We start from the raw sequence: 16,799 nt of genomic DNA, 5'->3' as shown, positions 1-16,799 counted from the left end.
AACCACTATGGACGCTCTGTGTGTGATTGTCAACACCATGTCGAAACTCGGTCGGCGGAGTAGCGATGAGCTGGACCGGGTCTCACGGTTTCGGAACACGCTCGAAGGATGCTGGGTGTATCGCCGCAGCAGGTGCCTGCGCCGTCACCGTCTCAAACCTGCGCTGCAGGCACACGCTCTGTAGTAGTTCGTGTCCTACCATGTACCCATGGTGTCCACATCCTTGTCAGGCCTTGGTTCGTCGGAAGCAAAGGTGGGCCGGCGCAACCTCAAAGGGGACAGGCGCGAGCAAGCGATCCTTGAGGGCGCCTATGAACTACTGCGTACGGTGCCGATGCGGAGCGTCTCGATAGACGATCTTGCCAAGCGGGCCGGATTATCCCGGTCATCGTTCTACTTCTACTTCGAGTCCAAATGGCAGGTGTTGTCGGCCCTGCTCTCGCGGGTGACCTCTGATGTCTACAGTGCCTCGCAGCTGATTTTCGAGCGGCCAGCCGGGATGTCGCCCGAGGCCGCGATTGAGCACGCAGTCTCCGAAGTCATTCAAGTCTGGGAGCAGCACGGCCACGTTCTTCGCGAAGTGGGAGACGCCGCTGCAGCCGAGGCGGAATTGCAGGTGCAATGGGACACCATTCTCGGTCGATTCATAGACGCCGCTGCAGCGGGAATTGACCGCGATAGGGCTACAGGCGTGGCTATAGATGGACCGCCGGCAAGGTCGCTGGCCGCTGCGTTGATGTGGATGGGAGAACGTAACCTCGCTTTGATGAGTGCGCGCAGCGAGAATGCAATTCCCTTGGAAGACATGGTCGAAACCGTGACAACAGTTTGGCTGCGGACGGTTTACGGTCTGGAGTGGAAACCTCGGTGAGCTGCGCACGTCTGGCGCCATAACACTGCGCCGCGTTTATGAAATCGTCAGTATTGCAAGCCGTTAGAGGCGTTCTTCTATTCTGGCCTTTGCCGGGCGGGTTCGATCGTATCTCTGGACGAACAACCCATGTGGTCTCGCCTATCTCAAAGACCGACGGTGGTGTCATCGCTCGTGGCTGGAGCAATGACACCACCGGTCGAGGACAGACTGCATCCTCGTGACGCTCAACGACGCCTGCTTCCCGTTCAGGGGTTGTCGGCTGCCATCTTGGTCATGTTCAGTCCTGGCATGAGCATGTGTCCGCCTTCGACCAACATCTCGAGACCGGTTGTCCACTGAGATTCATCAGATGCGAGCCACAGAACGGCCTCGCTCATGGCGCGGGGTGGCAGCAGGCCCACGTCACGAAGGGCCGACCAGTACTTCGCTCCCTGCAAGTCTTCTTTGGTGCCCTGGCCTGGCCCTTTACCTGCGCACAGATCGTAACCGCCCTGCCAGTCCAGGGCGGGGGTATCGGTGGGGCCAGGAAGAAGTGAGTTGACCCGAATGCCGTATTGCCCGAACTCCAGCGCGGCACCCTTGGCCAGCCCGAGGACTCCGTGTTTCGAAGCAACGTAATGAACGTAGTGAGGAGATCCCTCGACGCCATTGCCGGACGATGTGATGATCACGGATCCGCCACCGCGCGCCTTCATAGCGGGAGTGACAGCCTTCAGGGTGCGCCAGACGCCCATGATGTTGACGTTCAACACATCTGCGAATTCGTCTTCAGGAATGTCTGCGAAGGGGTGAACAGTCCAGATGCCTGCGTTGGCCACTGCAACGTCGAGGCCACCGAAAACACTCACGCCCTCGGCGACCAAATTGTCGAGTGCGGTTTGCTCTCGGACGTCCCCTTCGTGGGCAATGATCCGCCGGCCCAGTGCCTCAACCTCTTTCACCGTGATCTTGAGTTCGTCGGATGTGGCGACGGGATAGGGCACCCGGCCATCTGCCGGGCAGTCGAACGCAAGTATGTCGGCGCCCTCTTCGGCGAGACGGATGGCGTGCGCTCGTCCCTGTCCTCGTGCCGCGCCGGTGACGAGCGCGACTTTACCTGCCATTCGTTGTCCCATGATTACTCCTCCTTGAGTGATTTACTTGGGGTATAGGTCTAGCGGCCCGCCAACTCGACAGGATCTTCAATTGGTGAAGCGATTAGCGACTACCGCCAGAGCTTCTGTCTCCCAGTGTTTTTCGCGATTGACCCGCTGGCGGAGTGATCAGAGGACCTCTCCGTTCAGCGACCTTGAGCGCCGGGTCTGATCAGCTGGAGGAGAACATCGATTCCAGGGGGCTCGGTCCAGACATGTGTAGATTCACCGATTGTGATGGGCGCTGCGATGGGGTCGCGACGACCGGGTCCCCGGATGTCGCATCCGACGAGTTCCGGTCCGTCCGCGCGGTGCAGTCGGAGGGCTATGTGATCGAGTTTCGATGTCGCGTCGCCGAGAGCATCGTCGAGGGCGACCGAGTCCTCGACGGTGTACAGCTCGATCTCTGCGCCGGCGGTGTTGAGAAATACTGAAGCAATGTTCATCGCGGGGGCGCTGAACGTCCTAGCAACTTCCACGTCAAACCTGTTGGTCCATTGGGTGATAGCTGCATCAAGATCGCGAACAAGTATTCCGATGTGGTCGAGCCGGGGAAGGTAGTCACTGGGCCCCGCTACCGGGACGTGTGTGTCCATCGATGATCCTAACTGGCTATTGAATGCCGGCCGCGACGAAGTGGGGAGCCAGACCCTGAGTAGGTTCGATCCATCGTTGGGTGACGACCTTGGCCCTGGTGTAAAAGCGGTAGGCGTCATAATTGAGCCCGTCGTCTCCGAAGCGGGAATCCCCCCAGCCCCCGAACCCGAACCACGAAATAGGCACGGGGATGGGAACATTGATACCGACGCTGCCGGCCAAGACCCCGCGGGTGAACCGGCGCGCAGCGGGTCCGCTGGTGGTGAAGATGGTGGCGCCGTTGCCGTAGGGATTGTTGTTCACGATCTGTAGGGCTTCTTCGAGACTGGCGGCGCGCACGACTGCGAGCACCGGCCCGAACACTTCCTGGCGGTAAAGGTCGCTCTCTACGCTCACGTGATCGATCAGGCTTGGGCCGATGAAGTAGCCGTCACCGGGTGCAGATCGTTCGCGGCCGTCGACGACCAGCTTTCCTCCGTCATCGGCGGAACGGTCAAGCGCGCCCCGAACGCGGTTGATCGCAACTTGCGAGATGAGTGGCCCCATGTCGACTTCCGTCTCAGCGCCGGGTCCGACTCTGAATGCGCGTGCGCGGTCGGCGGTCTTCGCGACCAGTGCATCTGCGGCCTCGCCGACAGCCACCGCAACGGTCACCGCCATACACCGTTGCCCTGCAGCGCCGTAGGCCGCCGACACCAAAGCATCAGCTGCAGCGTCAAGATCAGCGTCGGGCATCACCACCAGATGGTTCTTTGCGCCTCCGAGAGCTTGAACCTTTTTGCCGGTGTGCGCTGATCGGCGGTAGATCTCCCGTGCCACGGGCGTAGAACCGACAAACGACACGGCCGCAACCTCCGGGTGATCCAAGAGAGCCTCGGCTGTCTCGGTACCGCCCTGGACGACGTTGAGGACACCGTCAGGTAGACCGGCCTCGCTCATCATCTGCGCCAACCGAATTGCCGCCGAGGGCACCCGGTCACTGGGCTTGAGAACAAACGCGTTGCCGCAGGCTATGGCCGCCACGAGCATGGATACCGGCACCATGATCGGGAAGTTGAACGGCGTGATGCCGACGCACACACCCAGCGGCTGACGGAAGGAGTACGTGTCCACCCCGTTGGCCACCTGGTCGGCGTACTCGCCTTTGAGCTGCTGGACAGCCGACAGTGATACATCGATTGCTTCAACCGACCGTGCCACCTCGCCCCGGGCGTCTGGCAAGGTCTTGCCTTGTTCCGATGTGATGATCGACGCCAGCTCATCGGTGTGTTCCACTACCAACGACCGAAATCGGTGCAGCACAGCAGCGCGAGCGGGGACGGGGGTATCAGCCCAGGCACCTGCAGCCTTTCGCGCATTGTTCACCGCGTCGTTGACCGTTTCGGAATCGCCCTGCACGACGGTTCGCACCACGCGTCCGGTGGCAGGGTCATGGATGTCGGTTCGCGGGCCGTCTGAGAACTCGACGGCTGCGCCGTCGATCCAGTGCGGGACGGTGTCAAGATATACGTCGATAGTCACTGCTGCTCCATGTTTGATGTGCTCGACTTGATCGAATGCGCTGGCGTTCAGGCCTTCTGATCGCGGGGATGGGGCAGATCCGGGAACATTTCGAGGCCGTAGTTGACCTTGAGATTCTCGACCTCTGCCTGAAGCTGCTCGGGCGTGCGGAGCTCGCGATTCCGTGCTTCGTAGAAGTACTTGTCGATTCCGGTGTTGGGTTCGAAGCCTGCGCGATCAGGTCCGGGCACGAACACGACGAGGATCCGAGCTTCCTCGCCGACGACTTCATACGTGTGCCTCTGGTCTTTGCGTCCCCAGACGAATTGACCCTTCTTTGCGTTGTATGAGCCGGCTTCGGTGTGGATCTTGATCTCGCCATCCATGACGAAGAAGCCTTCTTCTTCGCGGTGGTGGATGTGCCAGACCGGTTCGGTGCCGCGTACCCAGTTGGTCTCGATCATGATGAGCTGGCCGTTGGTTGTCTCGCCGGTCGCGTGGATCCAGAAATCCACACCAGTCATGAAGTCCCCGGTCATGTTGAAGTGAATCTGGTCGCGGTGCGAAACGTAGCTTTCGCCGTCGCGCGAGGTCGAGGGCTGAATCTGGTCTACATCCGAGTGGATGGTCATGACAATCCTTTCGTGTCGTGGTGCCGCTGGCCAGTCGGGAAGCGGCAACTGAAAGTGAGAGTAGACTCACAGTCGTTGATAGTCAACACCGTGTCGAGAGCGTGATCCTGTTGTGTTTCGGACGAAGAATGAGGCCGCGACCCACCACCCCTGGCCCCTAAGCCGTTGGTGGAGCAGCACTTTCGCGTCAGCCCGCACAGCCGTTAGAAGTGGACTATATGTTGACTGGAATCGACTTGTAGTCCATTCTCGACTTCAAAGTGCACACCGTATGCGTGTGTTCCTCACAAGAGATGGAGGTTGTTCAGTGAGACTCGAGCCCGAATTCACTTACACTGCCGAGCCTGCTGCGCCTCAGATTGTCGGGCCGGGGCCGTACGGGTTGCGTCAGGTTCTCGCGGTCACCGGCGTGAACCAAAGCATCTTCGTCGGACAAAGGCGCATTCAGCCAGGGCCCGTCGTCGAGTTCCGAGTCGTCGCATGACCGCACTCGATCCACAAGTGGTTCAGCTACTCGACGGCCTGGCAGCGAAACCGCGGGCCCAGCCGTGGGAGGTCTCGATCGCGGCCTACAGAGAAGCCGGTGAGGGCCTGATTGCCTTAGCCGGACTGCCCAACAAGCGCTGTGAGGTAGACGATTTCATCATTCCGGTCCGCGAAGGGTCCGTCGCTGCACGGCGATATCGACCTTCCGGAACTGCAACTCGAAGACTGCCCGGGGTCATGTACACCCACGGAGGCGGATTCGTCCGTGGAAGCTTGGACTCCCACGACCGGCTATGCCGAGAACTTTGCGTTCAGGGTGGTTTCGTTGTCGTCGCGGTCGACTATCACCTGGCTCCGGAGAACCAGTTTCCGCGGGCGCACAACGATGCCCTTGATACCTTCGAGTGGTTGACCGAGCATGCCACCGAGCTGGACATCGACGCTGACTCACTCGCCGTTGCGGGAGACTCTTCAGGAGCCTCTCTAGCTGCAGCTGTGGCCAACGCCGCTCAGCCGCAAGGGCTGACAGTCAAGGCTCAGGGTCTACTGTGCCCAGCGCTCGATGCCACCATGGGCAGCAACTCGATCGAACGGTACGGCGATGGCCCGCTGCTCACCCGCGAGGTCCTGAAATGGTCCTACGATCTCTATGTGCCCAACGATGGGGATCGCCAGTCATCTCTAGCGTCGCCGGTGTTGTCTCGGAATCTGGAGGGGTCGCCGCCAGCAATCATCATCAGCGCGCAGGTTGATCCTGTGGCCGATGACGCCCGCCGCTATGGCGAGAAACTGACCGCGGCCGGGGTGAGGGTTCACAGCGAGGAGTACCAAGGCATGCCGCACAGTTTCGTTCTGCTCGCAGGCGTTCTGGACAAAGGTGAACACGCCATAGCATCTTTCGCCTCCGGACTAGCCGGCCTCCTCAGATAACGAGAATCTCTGTGCGGCAGCGTATTGGCCTATCTCGGAAATGATGTTCGTACGCCCACGCAGTGGTGGAAGCGACTTCCTGGACCCGCAGCGGCGTTCCCGGATCGTGTTGGACTCGCCGAGTTGGGTAACGCTGCTGTCGGGAGCTTGTCCAGAGTTTTCGCCACAACCCCTGCGCTACCGCAGGACCGCGAAAGTTGGCCAGCACAAGCTCATTCCAGAGCGCGCTAAGGCCGTTACGCGTCGCCGTGCGTCCCATCCCGCGCGACAGTCACAAGCAGTCGGTCTACCGGACCGCCGCCCGCGCGGGAATCGAACCAATCGGCATGTGTACCTGTGGGACCGATTGCTTGGGTCGCTACACCAGGTCAGCGACCTTCACCACAACTTTGCCGCGAGTTTCGCCGGACAGCGCACGGTTGAGCGTCTCGCGCGCTTGTTCTAGACCATCCACGATGGTCTCGTCATACTGCAGGGCTCCACCACCTAGCGCTTTGGCGAGCTCCCCGATGATTTCGCCGTACCGGTCGACATGGTCTGTGACGATGAATCCCCGTAGGGTCGCTCGCTGCATCAGCAGCTGACTGACATTCCGAAGACCTGGCCGGTCGCCTTGCTCGCTGTAATCGTTGTACTCAGAAATGAGACCGCACAGAGTTATTCGGGCACCTACGTTCAGCCTGTCGAGGACGTAGTCCATAATCGGCCCGCCGGCATTCTCAAAGTCGACATCTATGCCGTCAGGGGTCGCGTCATCGAGTTGTTTGCGCCAGTCATCAGAGTGGCGGTCAACACATGCATCGAACCCGACTTCTTCAACCAAATACTGACACTTTGCGGCGCCTCCGGCGATACCCACGACCCGGGAACCGCGCTGCTTTGCCAGCTGGCCGGCGATGGAACCAACTGCTCCCGCGGCGGCCGAGACAACGAATGTCTCTCCGGGCTGTGGATCGCCAAGCTCCACACCGAGGAAAGCGGAGATGCCCGTATGGCCAAGCACTCCAAGAAACGCCGGCAAGGGGGCCGGCAACGGTTCCGGAAGTACCGTAAAAGGAATCTCCAGAGTCGAGTCGTCCGCGATGCAATATTCCTGCCAGCCGGTGAAACCAACCACGAACGCGCCGACCGGAAGGTCCGCTCGCCGACTCTCGACGACTTGTCCAACGCCTAGCCCGCGCATCACCGAGCCCAATTCGACTGGCGCAATATAGGAACGAATCTGACTCATCCAGACGCGATTCGTAGGATCCAGCGACAGGTAAAGAGTTCGAATCAACGCCTGTCCCTCCCTGATGTCAGAAAGCGACTCCTCGAGCCACTCCAAGTCACGCTCGGTGACCTCACCTGTCGGTCGGCTACGCAGACGAAATTGACGATTGATGGATGTGGTCACACGAACTCCTGAAGCTCAGGGGCGGATAAGGAAGGCAATGTCGGCAGCCGCGATCTCGTGCGTGCCGAACAGGTGGGCTCTACAGCGCCCAGAGTAGACTTACTGTGGACTAAAGTCCACAGTCTGTCGGTTTAAGTGCGCCGCAAGTCCTGGCGGTGGCCTCACGTGCGGTTTCTGATCTCGACATAGTGTTGACTATCAACGACAGACCGTGCATCTTTGACTGGTAGGCGGTTGTGCCACAGCCGCCAAGAGCGAACATTGGAGGCGCGAATGAATGCACAATCTGACAACCGCAGGGTGGTGGAGCAGTTCTGGGGGGCCCTGGACGATGGCCCACCACGCGGATCGGCGTTGGAGGCGTGGAAGAAGTTTTTTGCATCTGATGCTGTATGGGAGATGCCCTTCGCGCCCGAGCCTCTCGTGCAAGCGGTTCCAGGCGGTGACCTCATTGGTCACTTCATCGATTGGTTCTTCGAGTCAGTGCCGGACTTGCGAATTGATTCGCTGACGGTGCACGACACGGCCGATCCGGAACTGTTCGTCCTGGAGCTACACGGAACGGCAACTGTCACTCAGACGGGCAAGATCTATGCGAACACCTACTGCACGCATATGCGAATTCGTGACGGCCACATCGTCCTTCTGCGTGAATATTTCAATCCAGAGGTTGTGGTCGAGGCCTTCGGACGTGACGAGATCGCCAAAGGAATGGCGACGGTGATGGCTGCCGCCGGAGTGGGAGTTGTCCAGTGAGACTCGAGCCTGAATTCACATACACTGCCGAGCTTGCTGCGCCTCAGGTTGTCGGGCCGGGGCCGTACGGGTTGCGTCAGGTTCTTGCGGTCACCGGGGGCACTGTGACTGGTGAACGGATTAGCGGAAAGGCTGCTCCCGGGGGTGGGGACTGGCTTCTGGCCGGCGACGACGGCTTTGGTCGCCTGGACGTGCGTGCGCAGTTCTTCACCGATGACGGAGCGGTCATCTATATGAATTATCTGGGATTGGTGGAGGTCACCGAAGCTGCTGCCGGAGCGCTCGGTGGCGGGGATACGGGTACCGATTTCGGGGATCACTATTTCGTCACGACGCCACGTCTGGAGTGCGGCGATCCCAAGTACACCTGGGTCAACCAAAGCATCTTCGTCGGACAAGGACGCATCCAACCCGGACCCGTCGTCGAGTTCCAAGTCTTCCGAGTCGTCGGATGATGTTGGTGGCCTACACGTGAGAACCCTGGGGCCCACTCTGCGACTCCTGCAGTAGGCCACCTTCTGGTTCTGGGGCCGCCGACCAGACGAATAAGTCGGCGGCCCCGCCGGTCCCTATGCGTTCAGGAGCACACGAGTGGACTCCGGTGGAGGATGCGGCTCCTGTTAGAGAACCGATGATCGAACAGAGGACCTCATGCAACCCCTCTCCTGCACCCTGCTTGACCAATTGCGTGAAGGACACGACCTCCAAAATCCCTCGGCAACAGTAGGTTTGCACGAATCCGTCCGCGAAGCAGACGAGATCGACGGCGACTGGAAGCGCGCGAAGTTCGACGCGCAGGTTGCTACGGTCGACTCATGACCACTGGCCCGAAACCAACTCAACTCTCGGCGGATCTCGGGCCGATCAATCCTCCGGTCCGGTTGTTGATGGGTCCAGGCCCAATCACGGCGCATCCACGGGTATTACAGGCGATGTCTGCCCAGTTGGTCGGTCAGTATGACCCATTCATGACCACGACCATGAACGAGGTCCAAGCGCTCTACCGCGAGGTCTTTGTCACCTCCAATGAAGCAACGCTGGTCGTCGACGGCACCGCTCGAGCGGGCATCGAGGCCGCGCTGGTCTCGTTGATCAGCCCTGGCGATCGGGTGCTGGTGCCGAGGTTCGGCCGGTTCGGTCAGTTGCTCGTCGAGATCGCTGAACGCTGTGGCGCGGAAGTTCACGCCATTGATGTCGAGTGGGGGCGCGCCTTTGACGCCGAAACGATCGAAGCCGCAATCAAGACGGTGCGCCCGAAATTACTCGCCATCGTGCAGGGCGACACCTCGACGACGATCGCTCAGCCGCTCGATGAGCTCGGGGCAATTTGTCGCGAGTACGACGTCCTGTTCTATTGCGATGCCACAGCCAGTATCGCGGGCAACCGGCTCCTGACCGATGAGTGGGGCGTCGACGCGGTGTCGGCTGGTTTGCAGAAATGTCTGGGTGGGCCGTCCGGAAGCGCGCCATTGACCCTGTCTCCCAGAGCTGTTGAGGTGATCGAGTCTCGCAAGAGCATCGAGGCCGGCATCCGTGATGCCGACAGCGTGGTTCGCGCGAATCGCGTCCAGTCCAACTACTTCGATCTCGGTCAGATTCTCGACTACTGGGGACCGAAGCGATTGAACCACCACACCGAAGCCACGACGATGCTCTACGGTGCTCGCGAATGTGCACGCTTGTTGCTCGAAGAGGGGTTGACCGAGTGCGTGTCGCGGCACCGTCTGCATGGCGACGCGATGCTTGCCGGAGTCCAAGGACTCGGACTGAGGACGTTCGGCGACCTGCGATACAAGATGGCAAACGTTGTTGGAGTCGAGATCCCGGAAGGCGTGCACGGCGAGGCAGTACGCGCTGACCTGCTGACGGACTACGGCATCGAGATCGGTACCTCCTTCGGTCCTCTGCACGGACGGATCTGGCGGATCGGCACAATGGGATACAACGCTCGCCGCGACGCCGTTCTGACCACATTGACCGCGCTGGAAGCGGTGCTCCGTCGGCACGGGGTCAAGGTTCCTGCCGGTGGTGGGAGTGAAGCAGCCATCGAGTCCTACGCATCTGCGATGTCGCCGAGCGGGGCTGCTAAGCCCTCCTAGCTCTGCACTGCCCTGAACGGGAACCGTGCTCTGTCCGCACGAGCCGAAGCGGCATACCTTCGTTGCCTCGATGACCGAGCCTGAGCGCGAACACTACCCGTGTCACAGGGGTAGATATGCGAGCGGCATTCACGCTGCAGTGGTGGCCTTTGTTCCTCGGGTATGGCGTCGCCATGGCCTTCACGCTTCGCTGGATACTCGCGGCACCAGTGGTTGCCGCGGTCAACGTCGTGCACAGAAGTGATTGCTCGAATGGGGCGCGATGTGTTTCCTGATGTTCATCAAGTTGGTTAGCCGAAAAAAGTGACAGACACGTCGTCACGTGTCAAAGTTGTATCGGCTCAGATGATCCCGAGACCCACGAGAGTCCGAGCTTCGACAAGTCCGCTCGTTCAAAGTCTCCGTACAAAGGATCATCATGGGCTCAGTGGAAATCTATGTCTTGGCTGCACTCGCGTTCATCGGCTGGATCCTCGGGTTCTAGCGCTACACCATCACCCGGTGACTATCCCGGGACCGAATCGACCCAGGGGCCGCCGTGCCTCTCTCGGGCACCTCGACTTGTTTCGTCGATTCCTGACCCATCGCTTTGCGACGGAAATCTCAGAGGCAGACTTGGCTGGCCCTAGACGCTGAAACCAACGCTGCTCCGCAAGACAGGCGCGGACTGCAGCGGTCGGGTATCGACCTATGAGGCGATCAGGCGGGAACGAGGTCGAACTCGTTGCCTTCGGGATCGGCAAAGCTGACCCACTGATTGTTGTTCTCGCCGAATGAGCGCAGTTCACGCGCACCCAGCGCGATCAGGCGGCGGGTCTCGGCATGTACGTCGTCCGATTTGAGGTCGAAGTGCACCCGGTTCTTGACCGTCTTCCCTTCGGGAACTTTGTGAAACATGAGCAGGGGGCCCGAATCACCGTTGCTCGGCGCGATCGAGGCGAACTCCTCCGTGGCGTCGTCGCCTAGGTCGCGTTCGAGTACGCGCGACCAGAAGCCGGCAAGAGCCGCGGCGTTCTGCGCATCGAAACTGATACCGAGTACTTCCAGCGACATGGCTGCCTCTTTCTCTCCATTGCGGTAGTTGGGTTATACCGCGATCGGGCCCGGCCCGGCGGATGAGGCGCAGAGGCGGGTTCGGGCAACCGTGCCGTGACGCTGAGTTCAGTTGTCGTTCTTCTTCTCGCCGTTCCCGTTGCCGTTGCCCGGTTTGTTCTCCTTCTCCTTCTCTTTCTGCTTGTCGTTTCCGGTGTCGGCGGGCACCTCGACGAGAGGGGGAGCCGGCTCTGTCGGTGCAGGTGCGGCTGCGGTGGTCGAGGTGGTGGGCACCGTCGCCGTGGTCACCGGCGCCGGCGCGAGTTGCGGGCGCTCCGAGGTCGAGGCGCTGGTGGTGCTCGGTGTGGTCGCCGGGGCATCGGAGGAATCTGACCCGAGTGACACCGCCAGAATCGCGGCCACCACCGCGACGATCGCGGCGGCGACGAGCCCCGCTGCCATAAGCGGCCGTCGTGACCGCGACGCAGGCGCGGGAGCCGCTTGTGCTGTGTAGGTAGCAGATGGCGGGATGGACGAGGTGAATGCCCGGGTTGCCGGCGGAACGGCCGCGGGCACCGGCGGCGCAGAGGGCGGATGCATCGGCTGAACCAGCAGGGCTCGCCGCATGCTCTCGGCATCGGGGAAACGTGCAACGTGGTCCGGCGCCATCGCACGTTCGATCGTCCCGACGAGCATCGGATCGGCAGAGGGCGACAGCGCCCGCAGCGGGGTCGCGTCGTGCTGCAAGATGGCCCGCGCCACCGACAAGATGTTGTCGCCGGCGAACGGGCGGAATCCGGCAACCATCTCGTAGCCCATGACGCCGACCGCATACAGATCGTCGGTGACACCTGCCGGTTTGCCCTCGATCCGATCAGGACTCAGATAGGCGACGGTTCCCAGCACTTCACCGGTCGCGGTCTGGTTCGACTCAGCGGTTTTTGCGATACCGAAGTCGGTGACCTTCACCGAGCCTGCCGTGCTGAACAGCACGTTCCCGGGTTTGATGTCGCGGTGCAGGACTCCGGCTGCGTGCGCGGCGCTGAGGGCGGACAGGACATCGGCGAGCACGGCCCGGACCCGGTCCGGGCTTACGGGAGCCTCGGCGATCTCGTCGGCGAGGGTGCGACCCGGTAGTCGCTCCATGACGATGAACGGGCGTCCACCGTCCTCGCCGCTGTCGTACACGGCCACCACATTGGGATGATTGATGGTGGCAGCGGTACGGGCTTCACTCTCGAATCGCAGCCGGATATCGGCGGCTGCGGCCAGATCCGAGCGCAGCACTTTCACTGCTACCGGACGTCCGAGTCGCAGATCCCACCCGTCGTACACGTCACCCATGCCGCCGTGGCCGAGCAGACCGCGCAGTTCATAGCGGCCGGCGAGTGTTTCGGGAGCGGGCATTCCCTTACGCTAGCGCCCTTTGTTTCGGGTTTCGCGATCGCTAGTGGTTTCATCCGCCGGCTGAACTGCCGAGACCCGCTTCGAGTGGCGAGGCCCCGTGCCCTGTGGGAGCGTGAACGCTCCTGAGGACGGGATGGAAATCGTGTCAGAGCAGATCGTCGACAAGGCTGCCGCGGGACGTGGTGCCCGGCAGTACCACATCGGGATAGCGCCCGGCGAGGTCGGAAGCGTGGCGCTGCTGCCAGGGGATCCATTCCGGGTGCCGTTTGTGGCGGAGTTCCTGACCGACGTCACCGAGGTCGCACACAACCGCGAACATCGGACCATGACGGGCATATATCGCGGGAAGATGATCACCGCGACCTCCACCGGAATGGGTTGTCCGTCCACGGCGATTGCGGTGGAAGAACTCGCCCGCGTGGGCGTCACATCCATGATCCGGGTGGGCAGCTCGGCCGCACTGCAACCGGGTATCGAGCCGGGTGACCTTCTTGTCAGCGAAGGTTCACTCCGTAACGACGGAACCACCGCCGCGTACGTGCACCCGGGGTTTCCCGCGGTACCCGACATCGGGATCGCCGGCGAACTGCGTCGCACCGCCGAATCGATGAGGCAGCAGCGGGGTGGATTCGGCGTCTATTCGGGTATCAACGCCACCGACGACGCCTTTTACGCCGAGGGCCCCGACTGGATAGCGCAGCTGACCGCGATGGGGATTCTCAACGTGGAGATGGAGAGCTCCGCGCTGTTCGTGGTGGCGAAGTTGCGCCGTCTGCGTGCGGGGATGGTCTGCGCCTGCTCGAGCAACCTCCTCGAGGGCGTGAGTGTGTATGACAAGAAGGACTCGGCGCTCAAGGACGGCTGGATGCGCAGCATCGAGGTTGCGCTCGATACCGCTGTGGCCCTTGACTTGTGACTAGGTGTCCAGAACTTCCTCGACCCGGTCTCGGAGGCCGGTCACGCCGTCGAGGTTGATACCGAAGTCGCGTTGGAGCACCTCGATCACCTCGTCAGCCGATTCGAGACGGGTACGGGTCGACGAGCCATCGCGTCCGTGTACCGCCAAGTTGCGGCCGCGCAGATTCCACCGCGCGTCGTCGGTGACCCTGGCCGCACTTAATCCGACCACGAAGACCGACTCCGGATGTGTCGAGACGTACCAGCTCCCGACTTCCAGATCGACCTGCGGCTGCGGGTCCTCGGTGAACCGGTACAGCGGCTGCCATTCGCCGCGGATCAGCGCTTCTAGCACCAACTCCTGATCGCGCCGCCGGATCCGGTAGGGCTCGTGGCGAGTCGCCTGCACTTCGTCGGTGACCATCCAGATGGGCGATGACAGTGTCTGGCCCCCGAAGCCGACGTCGACGAGGTACTTGCCTGCCGTGCCCGGAATGGTGACTGCACACACCTGGTGTGTTCGCGCCGGTAAGTGGTCGTCGGCCTGCATCCACACCACGCGCCCGGCCAATGCGTCAACCTCAAAGCCCAACTCCAACAGTACGTATCGCATCAGGCCGTTGTGTTCATAGCAGTATCCCCCGCGCCCCCGGTGGACCAACTTGTCGGTCAACGCCGCGGCGCTGAGGTCGGCGACGGGCACACCGAGCAGGGGGTCGATGTTCTCGAACGGGATGGTCCGGGTGTGCGCTGCCACCAGCGCGTGCAGGGTTTCGATCGTCGGTCTCGACGGTCTGGTGTGATGGATGCGCCGAAAGTAGGCGTCGATGTCGAGGCCGGATGAGTTCGTGACCGTGGGTGCCGGAAGTGTGCTCATGACAAGAATGGTCCAACTTCAAGTATGGGTGAAGTCAAGGGGTGGGAAAATCCACTGGAAACCGTCGGATACCGGCCCGCCGAGGGCAATACTCCCTCGGCACCCTCCTAAGGGACAGATTTGGGGGAGCGCCAGAACAAAACTCTCGGTGAGACAAACCCGTGGCAACCGGCCGTTCGTGTCGTAAGGTCACTGGCGGTCGAACCCGACCGGCACCGTCATGTCTGGAGTGAGTCACGTGAAAGTCTCTGTAGTCGTCGGAAACCCCAAACCGCAGTCGCGGACCCGCACTGTGGCGGAGGCGCTGGTACCGGCCCTGCTGACTCCAGGAAGCTATGACGTCGAGGTGATCGAGCTCGCCGACTACGCATCTGAATTGTTCGAGTGGTCGTCGGAGCGACTGAAGGCGGTGACCACTGCTGTCGCCGACAGCGACCTGGTGATCTTTGCGACGCCCACCTACAAGGCGTCCTATACGGGTCTGCTCAAAGCGTTCCTCGACCGCTACGGAACCGATGGGCTGCAGGGAGTGGTCGCGATCCCCGTCTTCACCGGCGGCGATCTCACGCATTCGCTCGCTCCCCAGACCACACTGTTGCCGCTGCTCGCCGAACTCGGCGCGGTGGTGCCGGGCCGCGGGCTGTACTTCGTGATCGACGATCTGCCCCGACTCGACGAGTTCATCGCCGAAGCTGTTGCTCGCTACGCGAAGGTGTTTGCGTCTTTGACCGCGGTTGCAGGTGCGGTCGTGGGGGTCGAATCTGCCGACGTGCCAGCGGAAGCGCAGTAGATCCTGGGCGTCTGCCAACTGACAACGGGCGAGCGCTGTCCCAGCCCGCACGAACATCTGCGCGTGAACCAAGTATTGACTTCATGCTCACTTGAAGTCCTAGCGTCGTGTCATGACTCAACAATCAGGCCGCATCGTGGCGCCAGAGACCGCTGATCTCAAGGCAATCCGAAGGATCATCACCGATGTTCAAGAGGGGTTCAACAACAACGACCCTGTTCAGATGAACTCGCACCTTGCCGACGACGCGGTCGTCGTGAACGCCCGTGGGGCGGTCCTCGAAAGGCGCAGGGCAATCGAGGAGTCCACGAAAGATGGCTTGGCGTCGGGGTTTCTGAGAGACGCGACCGCCTACTACGAATTGGTCGATGTCACGCTGCTGGCCGAAGACGTCATTGTCGCTCGCAAGAACGCGTGGTCCACCTCAGAGGACGCGCGCGACGGCAGGCCCCCGGAAATGAACGCGTTGTATGTCTTTGTCCGTCGCGAGGGTCGTTGGGCGATTTGGCGTCGGCAGAACACACTCGTCGTATGAATCGATCGACGAGCTAGAGGGCCCGCGGTCCGGTCACAGCAACACACCGCCGGATACTTCGATGCGTTCGCCTGTCGCCCAGCGGAACTCGCAGGACACCAGGGCTGAGATCGCGTCGGCGATCTCAGCTGGGTCGCCCACTCGCCCGAGCGCGGTTTGTCCGGACAATCCCGCGCGCATCGCTTCGTCGTCGCGCATGGCTCCGCCGTTGAAGTCGGTTGCGGTGGGGCCGGGCGCGATCGAGTTGATCCGGATGCCCCGAGGGCCGAGTTCGGCAGCGAGGCTGCGGGTAAGAGCCTCGAGGGCCTTCTTTGATGCCGCGTAGACGGAGGTTGCCGGGCTGACGTGTCGGCTGAGCGAACTCGATACGTTCACGATGCTTGCCCCTTCCGAAAGGTGTGGCAGGAAAGCCTGGGTGACAAAAAGCGGACCGCGGACGTTGACGGCAAAGGTGGCGTCGAAGTCATCGGCCGTAATGGCGCCAAGCGGCGCGAACAGGCCCACCCCAGCGTTGTTGACCAGCACGTCGACTGTACTGGCGCTCCACTCGTGCTCGATGCCGGCGAGCACAGCGACACGTGCCGCCTCGATGGAGGCGAGGTCCGCGACATCCAGGTGAACCGCGATGGCCTCGCCGCCCAACTCGACTATCTCATCCACGACCTCGCTCCCACCGCCGCGCGAGGCCGCGACCACTCTGATCTTGTTTCGGGCCAGAGCGAGCGCGGTCGCTCGTCCGAGTCCGCGGTTGGCGCCGGTCACGAGGGCGATATGGGTCATGGCTTCTCCAGTCAGATAAGTAAATGAATACTTACTTGTAAGGTAGATCGTGTTGGAACACCCGTCAACACGAAGCAG

17 protein-coding genes and 1 pseudogene are annotated in these 16,799 nt (G+C 61.6%); 9 read left to right on the top strand and 9 right to left on the bottom strand.

Going from position 1 to position 16,799, the window contains the following annotated elements:
- The first annotated feature begins 208 nt into the window (after positions 1-208).
- Complete coding sequence (locus W823_RS33525) at positions 209-871, top strand: TetR/AcrR family transcriptional regulator (RefSeq protein WP_038252103.1); 663 nt, start codon at positions 209-211, stop codon at positions 869-871.
- 248 nt (positions 872-1,119) lie between these two features.
- On the opposite strand, the gene W823_RS33520 is transcribed toward W823_RS33525, so the two are convergent.
- From W823_RS33520 to W823_RS33505, 4 genes are all read right to left on the bottom strand, one after another.
- Positions 1,120-1,989 (bottom strand): mycofactocin-coupled SDR family oxidoreductase, encoded by an 870-nt coding sequence (locus W823_RS33520; RefSeq protein WP_023954537.1) that lies wholly within the window; start codon positions 1,987-1,989, stop codon positions 1,120-1,122.
- A gap of 164 nt (positions 1,990-2,153) precedes the next feature.
- Entirely contained in the window at positions 2,154-2,603 is a 450-nt protein-coding gene (locus W823_RS33515) for a VOC family protein (protein ID WP_023954536.1), read from the bottom strand.
- 16 nt (positions 2,604-2,619) lie between these two features.
- Positions 2,620-4,125: a CoA-acylating methylmalonate-semialdehyde dehydrogenase gene (locus W823_RS33510; RefSeq protein ID WP_023954535.1), complete on the bottom strand. Its 1,506-nt coding sequence runs from the start codon at positions 4,123-4,125 to the stop codon at positions 2,620-2,622.
- Positions 4,126-4,172: 47 nt separating this feature from the next.
- Positions 4,173-4,736 carry a cupin domain-containing protein gene (locus W823_RS33505; protein ID WP_023954534.1) on the bottom strand — a complete coding sequence of 188 codons (564 nt, stop codon included), beginning with the start codon at positions 4,734-4,736 and terminating at the stop codon, positions 4,173-4,175.
- A 307-nt stretch (positions 4,737-5,043) separates the two neighbouring features.
- On the opposite strand from W823_RS33505, the pseudogene W823_RS59460 reads away from it, so the two are divergent.
- Positions 5,044-5,145: pseudogene (locus W823_RS59460) on the top strand (DUF3237 domain-containing protein); the annotation flags it as partial.
- A gap of 71 nt (positions 5,146-5,216) precedes the next feature.
- Complete coding sequence (locus W823_RS33500) at positions 5,217-6,152, top strand: alpha/beta hydrolase (protein ID WP_023954532.1); 936 nt, start codon at positions 5,217-5,219, stop codon at positions 6,150-6,152.
- Between the two features lie 358 nt (positions 6,153-6,510).
- Here the strand turns inward: W823_RS33500 and W823_RS33495 are convergent, their stop codons facing one another.
- Positions 6,511-7,548 carry an NADP-dependent oxidoreductase gene (locus tag W823_RS33495; protein ID WP_023954531.1) on the bottom strand — a complete coding sequence of 346 codons (1,038 nt, stop codon included), beginning with the start codon at positions 7,546-7,548 and terminating at the stop codon, positions 6,511-6,513.
- 300 nt (positions 7,549-7,848) lie between these two features.
- On the opposite strand from W823_RS33495, the gene W823_RS33490 reads away from it, so the two are divergent.
- The 3 genes from W823_RS33490 to W823_RS33480 all read left to right on the top strand — a co-directional run bounded on the left by W823_RS33490 (position 7,849) and on the right by W823_RS33480 (position 10,403).
- Positions 7,849-8,304, top strand: coding sequence for a nuclear transport factor 2 family protein (locus W823_RS33490; RefSeq protein WP_235189350.1), 456 nt, complete (start codon positions 7,849-7,851; stop codon positions 8,302-8,304).
- Positions 8,301-8,759 carry a DUF3237 domain-containing protein gene (locus W823_RS33485; RefSeq protein ID WP_023954529.1) on the top strand — a complete coding sequence of 153 codons (459 nt, stop codon included), beginning with the start codon at positions 8,301-8,303 and terminating at the stop codon, positions 8,757-8,759. Before W823_RS33490 ends, W823_RS33485 begins: the two co-directional genes overlap by 4 nt.
- A 513-nt stretch (positions 8,760-9,272) precedes the next feature.
- Positions 9,273-10,403: an alanine--glyoxylate aminotransferase family protein gene (locus W823_RS33480; RefSeq protein WP_235189348.1), complete on the top strand. Its 1,131-nt coding sequence runs from the start codon at positions 9,273-9,275 to the stop codon at positions 10,401-10,403.
- Between the two features lie 699 nt (positions 10,404-11,102).
- Here the strand turns inward: W823_RS33480 and W823_RS33475 are convergent.
- Together W823_RS33475 and W823_RS33470 are read right to left on the bottom strand one after the other, a co-directional pair.
- Complete coding sequence (locus W823_RS33475; protein WP_023954526.1) at positions 11,103-11,456, bottom strand: VOC family protein; 354 nt, start codon at positions 11,454-11,456, stop codon at positions 11,103-11,105.
- Positions 11,457-11,564: 108 nt separating this feature from the next.
- Positions 11,565-12,842: a serine/threonine-protein kinase gene (locus tag W823_RS33470; RefSeq protein ID WP_023954525.1), complete on the bottom strand. Its 1,278-nt coding sequence runs from the start codon at positions 12,840-12,842 to the stop codon at positions 11,565-11,567.
- Positions 12,843-12,954: 112 nt separating this feature from the next.
- Between W823_RS33470 and W823_RS33465 the strand changes: the two genes are divergently transcribed.
- Complete coding sequence (locus W823_RS33465; protein WP_152537962.1) at positions 12,955-13,758, top strand: nucleoside phosphorylase; 804 nt, start codon at positions 12,955-12,957, stop codon at positions 13,756-13,758.
- On the opposite strand, the gene W823_RS33460 is transcribed toward W823_RS33465, so the two are convergent.
- Positions 13,759-14,616: an arylamine N-acetyltransferase gene (locus W823_RS33460; RefSeq protein WP_023954523.1), complete on the bottom strand. Its 858-nt coding sequence runs from the start codon at positions 14,614-14,616 to the stop codon at positions 13,759-13,761.
- Between the two features lie 238 nt (positions 14,617-14,854).
- Between W823_RS33460 and W823_RS33455 the strand changes: the two genes are divergently transcribed.
- Positions 14,855-15,406: an NADPH-dependent FMN reductase gene (locus W823_RS33455; RefSeq protein WP_023954522.1), complete on the top strand. Its 552-nt coding sequence runs from the start codon at positions 14,855-14,857 to the stop codon at positions 15,404-15,406.
- 112 nt (positions 15,407-15,518) lie between these two features.
- The gene (locus W823_RS33450; RefSeq protein ID WP_023954521.1) at positions 15,519-15,941 is read left to right on the top strand and encodes an SgcJ/EcaC family oxidoreductase; all 423 of its coding nucleotides are present in this window, start codon (positions 15,519-15,521) and stop codon (positions 15,939-15,941) included.
- Positions 15,942-15,974: 33 nt separating this feature from the next.
- Here the strand turns inward: W823_RS33450 and W823_RS33445 are convergent, their stop codons facing one another.
- A complete protein-coding gene (locus W823_RS33445; RefSeq protein ID WP_023954520.1) occupies positions 15,975-16,721 on the bottom strand; it encodes an SDR family NAD(P)-dependent oxidoreductase in 747 nt (248 codons plus the stop codon).
- Positions 16,722-16,799 lie beyond the last annotated feature (78 nt).

The sequence above is a fragment of the Williamsia sp. D3 genome (genome assembly GCF_000506245.1).
GTDB classification, from domain to species: domain Bacteria; phylum Actinomycetota; class Actinomycetes; order Mycobacteriales; family Mycobacteriaceae; genus Williamsia; species Williamsia muralis.
This window is presented reverse-complemented; position numbering and strand designations above follow the sequence as displayed.

Bases quoted from the DNA above. Each gene is read 5' to 3' on its own strand.
- W823_RS33525 (WP_038252103.1), top strand. From the start codon at position 209: ATGGTGTCCACATCCTTGTCAGGCCTTGGTTCGTCGGAAGCAAAGGTG.
- W823_RS33520 (WP_023954537.1), bottom strand. From the start codon at position 1,989: ATGGGACAACGAATGGCAGGTAAAGTCGCGCTCGTCACCGGCGCGGCA.
- W823_RS33515 (WP_023954536.1), bottom strand. From the start codon at position 2,603: ATGGACACACACGTCCCGGTAGCGGGGCCCAGTGACTACCTTCCCCGG.
- W823_RS33505 (WP_023954534.1), bottom strand. From the start codon at position 4,736: ATGACCATCCACTCGGATGTAGACCAGATTCAGCCCTCGACCTCGCGC.
- W823_RS33500 (WP_023954532.1), top strand. From the start codon at position 5,217: ATGACCGCACTCGATCCACAAGTGGTTCAGCTACTCGACGGCCTGGCA.
- W823_RS33480 (WP_235189348.1), top strand. From the start codon at position 9,273: ATGACCACGACCATGAACGAGGTCCAAGCGCTCTACCGCGAGGTCTTT.
- W823_RS33475 (WP_023954526.1), bottom strand. From the start codon at position 11,456: ATGTCGCTGGAAGTACTCGGTATCAGTTTCGATGCGCAGAACGCCGCG.
- W823_RS33470 (WP_023954525.1), bottom strand. From the start codon at position 12,842: ATGCCCGCTCCCGAAACACTCGCCGGCCGCTATGAACTGCGCGGTCTG.
- W823_RS33460 (WP_023954523.1), bottom strand. From the start codon at position 14,616: ATGAGCACACTTCCGGCACCCACGGTCACGAACTCATCCGGCCTCGAC.
- W823_RS33450 (WP_023954521.1), top strand. From the start codon at position 15,519: ATGACTCAACAATCAGGCCGCATCGTGGCGCCAGAGACCGCTGATCTC.
- W823_RS33445 (WP_023954520.1), bottom strand. From the start codon at position 16,721: ATGACCCATATCGCCCTCGTGACCGGCGCCAACCGCGGACTCGGACGA.